General features: G+C 42.7%; 8 protein-coding genes. 7 read left to right on the forward strand and 1 reads right to left on the reverse strand.

The window, feature by feature from the left end; genetic code table 11:
* The first annotated feature begins 141 nt into the window (after positions 1 to 141).
* The 7 genes from VB077_RS15040 (at position 142) to VB077_RS15070 (ending at position 7,096) form a co-directional block, all read left to right on the forward strand.
* Positions 142 to 1,191, forward strand: a complete 1,050-nt coding sequence (locus tag VB077_RS15040) for an AAA family ATPase (protein WP_416337076.1) — start codon at positions 142 to 144, stop codon at positions 1,189 to 1,191.
* Positions 1,192 to 1,599: 408 nt separating this feature from the next.
* Positions 1,600 to 2,466, forward strand: coding sequence for a 4-(cytidine 5'-diphospho)-2-C-methyl-D-erythritol kinase (gene ispE, locus VB077_RS15045; RefSeq protein ID WP_323416074.1), 867 nt, complete (start codon positions 1,600 to 1,602; stop codon positions 2,464 to 2,466).
* 104 nt (positions 2,467 to 2,570) lie between these two features.
* A complete protein-coding gene (locus VB077_RS15050; protein ID WP_323416075.1) occupies positions 2,571 to 3,278 on the forward strand; it encodes a GntR family transcriptional regulator in 708 nt (235 codons plus the stop codon).
* A 9-nt stretch (positions 3,279 to 3,287) separates the two neighbouring features.
* Positions 3,288 to 4,109: a pur operon repressor gene (purR, locus tag VB077_RS15055; protein ID WP_323416076.1), complete on the forward strand. Its 822-nt coding sequence runs from the start codon at positions 3,288 to 3,290 to the stop codon at positions 4,107 to 4,109.
* A 163-nt stretch (positions 4,110 to 4,272) separates the two neighbouring features.
* On the forward strand, positions 4,273 to 4,527 hold the full coding sequence (gene spoVG / locus VB077_RS15060) for a septation regulator SpoVG (protein WP_323416077.1): 255 nt from the start codon (positions 4,273 to 4,275) through the stop codon (positions 4,525 to 4,527).
* A gap of 250 nt (positions 4,528 to 4,777) precedes the next feature.
* Positions 4,778 to 6,136 carry a bifunctional UDP-N-acetylglucosamine diphosphorylase/glucosamine-1-phosphate N-acetyltransferase GlmU gene (glmU, locus tag VB077_RS15065; protein WP_323416078.1) on the forward strand — a complete coding sequence of 453 codons (1,359 nt, stop codon included), beginning with the start codon at positions 4,778 to 4,780 and terminating at the stop codon, positions 6,134 to 6,136.
* Between the two features lie 18 nt (positions 6,137 to 6,154).
* Positions 6,155 to 7,096: a ribose-phosphate pyrophosphokinase gene (locus VB077_RS15070; RefSeq protein ID WP_323416079.1), complete on the forward strand. Its 942-nt coding sequence runs from the start codon at positions 6,155 to 6,157 to the stop codon at positions 7,094 to 7,096.
* Positions 7,097 to 7,110: 14 nt separating this feature from the next.
* Here VB077_RS15070 and VB077_RS15075 read toward each other — a convergent pair whose 3' ends face one another.
* Positions 7,111 to 7,902 (reverse strand): PRC-barrel domain-containing protein, encoded by a 792-nt coding sequence (locus VB077_RS15075; protein ID WP_323416080.1) that lies wholly within the window; start codon positions 7,900 to 7,902, stop codon positions 7,111 to 7,113.
* Between the last annotated feature and the right edge of the window lie 245 nt (positions 7,903 to 8,147).

Consider the following 8,147-nt stretch of genomic DNA (forward strand, 5'->3'; position numbering starts at 1 on the left):
GATTGGTTAGAATTAAGATTGCCGCCATCGGCAAAGATTTGCGAGAAAAAGAATAACCGCTGAAGGCGGTGAATCTAAAGTTAATAATTAAATGAAATTGGCAATGGGCACATTACCGCCAAAGAACTCAGTTCGCTACATATTGAAGATGCGAAGTTTCCAGCTGAAATCGGTTTTATGGGTAGTGGGATCCAAATGTGGTTACAAATCATATGGTTTATTTGTAGATCGCAAGGAAGTGAAACAATCATACTTGATGAACCAGATGTATATATGCATCCGGATTTACAATTAAAGCTGCTTCAACTTGTAAAGTCATTATTTAAGCAGGTAATTATTGCTACTCATTCAGTAGAGATTATTTCAAATGTCCCACCTCGCAATATTGTTACCATAGATAAGCAAGATAGACAGATGAGGTATGCTAATCACTTGGTTGCAGTTCAAAATATTGTAGATGATATTGGAAGTGCTTATAATTTATCATTATCAAAATTAAGTAGTGCTAAAAAATGTGTTTTTGTAGAAGGGGAAGATATTAAGATTTTACAACAGTTTCAAGATATTTTAACCCCTAATTCCATATCTTCTCTAGATGCAATTCCCTCATTACCTCTGGGTGGGTTTACTAGGATAAGTGAAGCTTTTGGAGCATCTAAACTTTTTTATGAAAGTACTTCTGGTCAATTTCAATGTTTTGCTATATTAGATAGAGACTATTATACTAAAAGCTATTTAGATGAACAATTAAATAAAGCTAAGGAAAACCATCTATCACTGCATATTTGGGAGAAAAAGGAGATTGAGAATTATATTATAAAACCGCCGGTTTTATTTAGACTCCTGAAAAATACAAAAGAAGACTTTCCGAACTTCATACAAAAGTATGAATACCTTATCGATACTTTTAAAAATAATATTATTGATTCCTATACAACCAAATTTCAAGAGAACGATCGAAGATTAACAGCTGGTGCTGCTGCATCAATGGCACGCGAGCATGTAAATCTAAATTGGTCAAGTTTAGAGGATAAACTTAATATTATACCGGGAAAAGATTTGTTAAGGGCAACTAATAAATGGATGAAAGAGAATTATAAAATTAATTGTTCAATGAGGAGTATCTTCGATGTTATGAGGTCGGGAGATATTGATACCGAGATTGTGGAAGTACTTAATAAGTTAAATTAATAATTTTTGTTAAAACCTTAATTCTTAAACTTTCTTGGTTGTTCTTTTGTTAAGTGTTCAAAGATAAAATAAGTCGGTCCAAACAGGGATCGGCTTTATTTTGTTTTTCAACTATTAAAGGATATTTATTAATGAAACAAAATATTTTGAGTGCGAGGTAAATCAGGGGTGTGCTGATTAGATAATCCCCAACTACATTCATATTGACAAAGTTGCGGAATCGTTTTGCTTTTCTCAATACTTGGCGCCTTCATTGTCGGTTGTAGAAACATGCTCTACGCCCATTTTTGTCATTTATTGACGATGTTTCAAAAATACTGCGCTTTTTGCGCCTTACACTGGTAGATAAAAGATAAAAGGGATATAATAAAGTGAAATAATACCCGAACGTTCGGAAAGGATTCTAGGATGAATACAGATATTTTTGAAACGTTCGCTTATGCGAAGATAAATTTAGGAATAGCGGTTAAAGGAAAGCGCCCGGATGGGTATCATGAGCTGCAGATGGTTATGCAGACGATTGGGCTTCATGATACGGTGAGGCTGTCGCTGCTTGAAAAGGATGAGATTAGATGCCTTTGCGGAAGCTTGAGCGGCCCCAAAAATCTTGCCTACCAAGCCGCAAAACTTTTTAAAGAAGGGCTTAATTCTCGTCAAGGTATTCGTATAGAGATCGAAAAGAGGGTACCCATCCAAGCAGGCTTAGGCGGCGGGAGCGCGGATGCGGCTGCGACTTTAGGAGGGTTGAACCGGTTATTTAACCGACCCTATTCACAAGAGGAAATTCTGCGATTGGCGAATCAACTCGGTTCGGATGTAGCCTTTTGTCTAAACGGTGGAACGCAGTGGGCTGAGGGACGCGGTGAAATACTTTTACACTTGCCAAAAGCTCCGGAAATGCCTTTGGTTGTCGTTAAGCCCCAGCAGGGGATTAATACAGGTGAGTCTTATCGAATGTTTGATCGGTTAGGGGAGAGTCATCCGCTTTCCCTTGAAGCTTGGCAAGGGGCTTTGCAGTCCGGCTCCGCTGCAAAGATTGCCTCATTGTTGAGCAATGATCTGGAAGCGGGATCACAGGCCATTCTCCCTGTAATTGCAAGTCTTAAGGAGGAACTAAGAAGGGAAGGCTGTCAAGGTGTGCTTATGTCCGGAAGCGGATCCGCTGTTTTCGGAATTGCGCCTTCTGCGAAGCGAGCTCAGGAGATCGCACATTCCTTAACGAAGAAGGGATATTCAGTTTGGGCGACTAAAACGATTTCGCCCAAATATACCTAGGAAAAGAAGAATCTGCAACATCGGAGTTACAGAGAATCAAAGTATTAAACAGAGCATTAGGTAGGGTATTAATCAGAGTGTTAATCTGAAAGGGGATATAGCGTGTGGAAAGGAAACTAGTACCGGTTAAACTCGATAGTTATAAACCGTTGCGGGAGATTGTTTTTGAGTCTTTGCGTGAAGCCATTATCAACGGGGTACTTGAACCGGGAGAACGATTGATGGAGATTCAATTAGCTGATGAAATGGGGGTCAGCCGGACTCCCGTTCGCGAAGCAATTCGCAAATTAGAATTAGAAGGGTTTGTCGTCATGATTCCCCGCAAGGGAGCATATGTGGCCGGAGTCAGTGACAAGGATGTGACTGATGTCTTTGAAATTCGTTCAGCCTTGGAAGGGTTAGCCGCAGGCTTGGCTGCGGAACGGATCACTGATGAGGAGATTGAACAGATGGAGCGGATGATTCTTTATCGTTCAGGTGAAGCGGTGGATATTGAGAAAATTGTGGAAGCGGATACCGATTTCCATGCTCTGGTATATCAAGCCAGCCGTAATGATCGATTAATTGCGAATTTGGCTAATTTGCGGGAGCAGATCCAACGCTTTCGGGCGACCTCACTCTCGTATCCGGGGCGGCTTAAAGATGCGGTTGAGGAACACCAGGCGATTGCTGAAGCGATAATCGGCCATAATGTTGAAGAGGCCCAGTCCTTAGCAATGGCTCATATTATGACTGCAGAAAATGTTATGTTTGAAGCGCTGCGTTCTGTGAAGGAACAAAAAGATAAAGGACAGAAAAAAGAAAAAGAATAGGGGATCATCATGAATAAGATGAAAAGAGCCGAGCGAATGGTTGCAACTATGCAGATCCTCATGTCCAAGCCCAATATGCTTATTCCGTTAACCGTATTGGCAGAGCGTTTTGGAGCAGCGAAATCAACGGTCAGCGAAGATCTACTCGCCTTAAAAGAAAGCTTAAAATCCACAGGACAAGGCCGTTTGGAAACCGTTTCAGGAGCGGCAGGCGGTGTTCGATATATTCCGGAAATTTCACAGCAAGAAGCCCATGATTTTCTTAAGGAACTTGCGGAGCGCCTAAGTACAAAAGAACGTATTTTACCCGGCAGTTTTCTCTATATGACAGACCTTTTGTATGATCCGAATGTTTTAGGACCTTTAGGGTTAATTTTCGCGGGGGCTTTTCGGGAGAAGAAACCTGATTTTGTCGTTACCATTGAAACTAAAGGTATTCCGCTTGCCCTAGTTACGGCGGGGGCTTTAGGAATACCGATGGTTATCATTCGTCATGGCAACAAAGTGACAGAGGGTTCCGCGGTAAGCATCAATTATGTGTCTGGGTCCTCGAAGAGAATTCAGTCCATGTCGTTAGGACGAAGGGCTTTGGAATCAGGGAAAAGGGTATTGATTATCGATGATTTTATGAAGGCCGGCGGAACCTCCTTAGGAATGATCAATTTAATGCAAGAATTTGAAGTTAATGTTGTCGGACTGGGGATTCTTATGGAAAGCCAGACCGACAATGAACCAAAGCTTGTTCAGGATTATTTATCGCTGCTTCAACTTAAAGAAATAGATCCGGCTCAGGGCTTAGCTCTTGTTGCTCCCTCACCGGAATTCTCCTGAAATTTGGCTTGCGCCACGTAAAATCTCCTTGCCTCTAACAAAAAAGATAATGCGCGAAAATGCGAATTTTAAATTTCTTTCTAGTAAAAGAAGGAGTTTTTTACCAAATATAGAATTAGTGCATTAGATATTGTTAGGCAGCAGGGAAGGGTGGTGAATCTTAGTGAATATTACTGATGTACGAGTTCGTAAGGTAAATGTTGAAGGTAAGATGAAAGCAGTTGTTTCGGTTACATTCGACAATGCGTTTGTTGTTCATGATGTTAAGGTTGTGGAAGGTACAAATGGTTTATTTGTTGCGATGCCAAGCCGTAAGACACCGGAAGGAGAATTCCGTGACATAGCACACCCCATTTCTTCTGCGGCACGTGAAGTTATTCAAGCTGCTGTTTTAAAAGCTTATCAAGAAGCAATTTAGGAACGATAATCGGTAATTCACGAGGAAGTACTTCATAAAGCGAGTGAACTTGTCTAAATTATGCATCAACATATATATTATGAACGGGGCTGTCGCGAAAACAGCCCCGTTTTTATACGCCCGTAATTATGGGCTAAAATAAATAGAGAAGATAAAGGAAAGGGTCGGTTTAAAGAAGGAATTTGTGATTTTTTGACGAATAAATTTATTTCAGTACTTTTCGGTTAAACTAAGGTTGGAGGCGAAACAAATGCCTAAGTGGGCGGCAGTCATCTTGGCTGCGGGGAAAGGGACACGGATGAAATCAAAGCTTCCCAAAGTCATGCATCATTTAGCGGGGAAGCCGATGATTGCGCATGTCCTGGATCTGGTGACCCAGAATAGAATAGAGCGTTCTTTGGTTGTTTTAGGACATGGACGGGAACAAATCGAGGAGTTCCTTGTCGGACGAACTGAAATTGTTATTCAGGAAGAACAATTAGGGACAGGTCATGCTGTTATGCAGGCTCTTCCTTATCTCGACGGGGTGGATAATATCGTGGTCTTGAGCGGAGACCAACCCCTCATCCGGACGGAAACCTTAGCGGAACTCATCCGCATTCATAACGATTCTAAGGGAGCAGCAACGGTTCTTACAGCCCGGTTTGAAAATCCTTTTGGGTATGGACGCATTGTTAAGGATGGGACAAAGTTTATTAAGATTGTCGAAGAAAAGGATGCAACTTTAGAAGAACGAGCGATCCATGAAATCAATACAGGGACCTACTGTTTTAATGTCGCTAAATTAAGGAAGGCCCTTAAGGAAATTACCCCTCAAAATGCTCAAGGAGAATATTACCTTACTGAAGTTTTTGATAGATTTACCTCCCAGGGAGAAGAAATTGCAACGTATTGTACAAAAGATGTCAATGAGGCATTGGGAATCAACAGCCGGGTACAATTGGCTGAAGCGGAACATGTCCTGCGGGAGAGGATTCTTAAATATTGGATGGATGAAGGTGTTACAATTATTGATCCATCATCAACCTTTATCGATTGTGAGGTTGAGTTAAGCCGTGATGTGATTATCGAACCCTTCACGACACTAAAGGGTAAAACCCAAGTCGCCGAAGATGCCATTCTGGGCCCGCAATCGACGCTTGAAGACTGCACTTGCGGCACAGGATGCCACGTTGCTCATTCTGTAGCCAAAGAAGCGCAAATCGGACCGCACTGCAATATCGGACCTTTTGCCTACCTTAGACCCGGAACGGTTTTAGCGGAGGGCGTTAAAATCGGGGATTTTGTGGAGATCAAAAACAGCAAGATCGGTCAAGGAAGCAAGGTGCCTCATTTAAGCTATGTCGGAGATTCTCAGGTGGGCCAAGCCGTTAACATTGGTGCGGGAACCATTACCTGCAACTATGATGGGGTTAAGAAACATAAAACCATCATCGGGGATAATGTTTTTATTGGCAGTAATACTAATCTTGTAGCTCCTGTAGAAGTTGGGGATGGGGCTATAACCGGTGCCGGTTCTACGATTACGAAGGATGTTCCGGCTTATGCATTGGCAGTGGAGCGAAGTACCCAAAAATTAAAGGAAAATTGGGTTCGCAATAAGAAATAATAGGGGGATAAATTAGCCATGTCGGTTAAGGAGTTAAAAATATTTTGCGGTAACGCTAACCGCGAACTGGCGGAGGAGATTACGGAGTATTTAGGAGTACCGCTGGGGGAAGCTAAGGTTAAACGTTTCCAAGACGGCGAAATTGCAATCGAAATCAATGAGAGTGTAAGGGGAGCGGACGTTTTTGTATTGCAGCCGACCTGCGCTCCGACCAACGACAATATTATGGAATTATTGATTATGATTGATGCATTAAAACGGGCTTCGGCTCGCCGCATTACTCCGGTTATTCCCTATTATGGGTATGCTCGTCAAGAACGGAAATCCAGAGCGCGTGACCCGATTACCGCTAAACTCATGGCTAATTTAATTACAACAGCAGGAGCGGACCGGGTGGTCACGATGGACCTTCATGCCCCGGCCATTCAGGGTTTCTTCGATATTCCGGTGGATCATTTGCCCGGTGTGCCGATTTTAGCGGAATATTTCCGGAATAAAGGGCTTGAGGATGTTGTCGTTGTTTCACCGGATTTAGGGGGAGTACAACGTTCGCGCAATCTCGCTGAAAGAATCGGAGCATCCTTGGCCATTATTGATAAGCGGCGTCCTGAACCGAATGTCTCACAGATTATGAATGTTATCGGTGATATACAAGATAAGACAGTTATTATGATCGATGATATTATTGATACCGCAGGGACGATTACACAGGGTGCCCAGGCTTTAGTGGATCGTGGAGCAAGAGAGGTATATGCTTGCTGTACTCATCCTGTTTTATCCGGTCCGGCCCTTGAACGCTTAGAAAAGTCAGTCATTAAAGAGATTATTGTAACGAATACGATACCGCTTAACCCAGAGCATAAGCTCCCTAAAATCAAGACGCTTTCCGTAGCTCCTCTGTTAGGATCGGCGATCGTCCGCATCCATGAGGACCTTTCCGTGAGCAAGCTATTCAGTTAATGATTCCCCTGGGGTTAACCCAGGGGTTCTTTGCTTATCGGGTTTAAGGCAGAATTGGAATCCTCGGCGGAAGTATTTTCCGACGGCTGCATCGCGAGGTCTGTCGCATCTGAAATCTTCGGATTCGCTTGATCATCACTTTCGCCTTCCGGGTCAAGAAAAGAGACTTCTTCATCGAATGGTTCTTGGGTTAGGTCCAGCGGTTTATCTTTCTTGAAATACTTACCGATAGACAGGGTGGTTTCGCTGGCAAGATGAGAGGTGGAGTGGATCAAGGATTTAAAGCTGTCGCTTAGTCCCTTATCGGCGCTTACGAGATGGGACTCACTGCCTTTTTCGGCAACGATGACGTCATGACCAATGGTCGAGATGTATTCTGCTTGGAGAAGTGCTCTGCCATTCAGAAGACCTTCCAGCTTTCCGCCGGAAATTTCAATCTGCGTGATTCGGCCTGTTTCGGGATCAATATAATATTCTTCAGCCACACCCAAGGTTTTGCCGCTTTGAGTTATAACACGCGTGCCGATAATCGTGAGCTTTTCTTTGATTAAGCTGAGCATTTCCGGTAGGCTTGCGGATTTTTCGACATGAACTCCTTTGTCAATCGTAATGGCGTCTTCTCCTACGCTGACGACTTTATTATAAGGAATGATGCGCTGATCCTTAAAAAATCCTTTAAGATCAACGGCGATGGCGGCCAGGGATTTCGTTTGGGCATCGATAACTAAGCTTTTGACATAACCGATGTGTTGCCCTTCACTCAGGGAGACAATCGGCAAAGATAAAAACTTTCGACTTGCTTTCACAGGTATTCGCCCCCTTATTTTCACATGATTATGCGTTTAAACTTTTGAATGCATGTATTTAAAACTTATTCATAAAATCTTTTTAATATGCTTGGAGGAAGTGAAAAGTCTGAAATAATCAGTTAGGGGTACCAGCAAAATCAAGTGAGCACAGCAAAGCAAGCCATCGGTTGATGACTTAAAAATCTAGATTTGCAAGAAATTAAGAGGCTGCGCGAATGTGATAACCTTGGGTTCTAGCCAAG

The organism is Desulfitobacterium sp. (assembly GCF_034927245.1).
Taxonomy (GTDB): Bacteria; Bacillota; Desulfitobacteriia; order Desulfitobacteriales; family Desulfitobacteriaceae; genus Desulfitobacterium_A.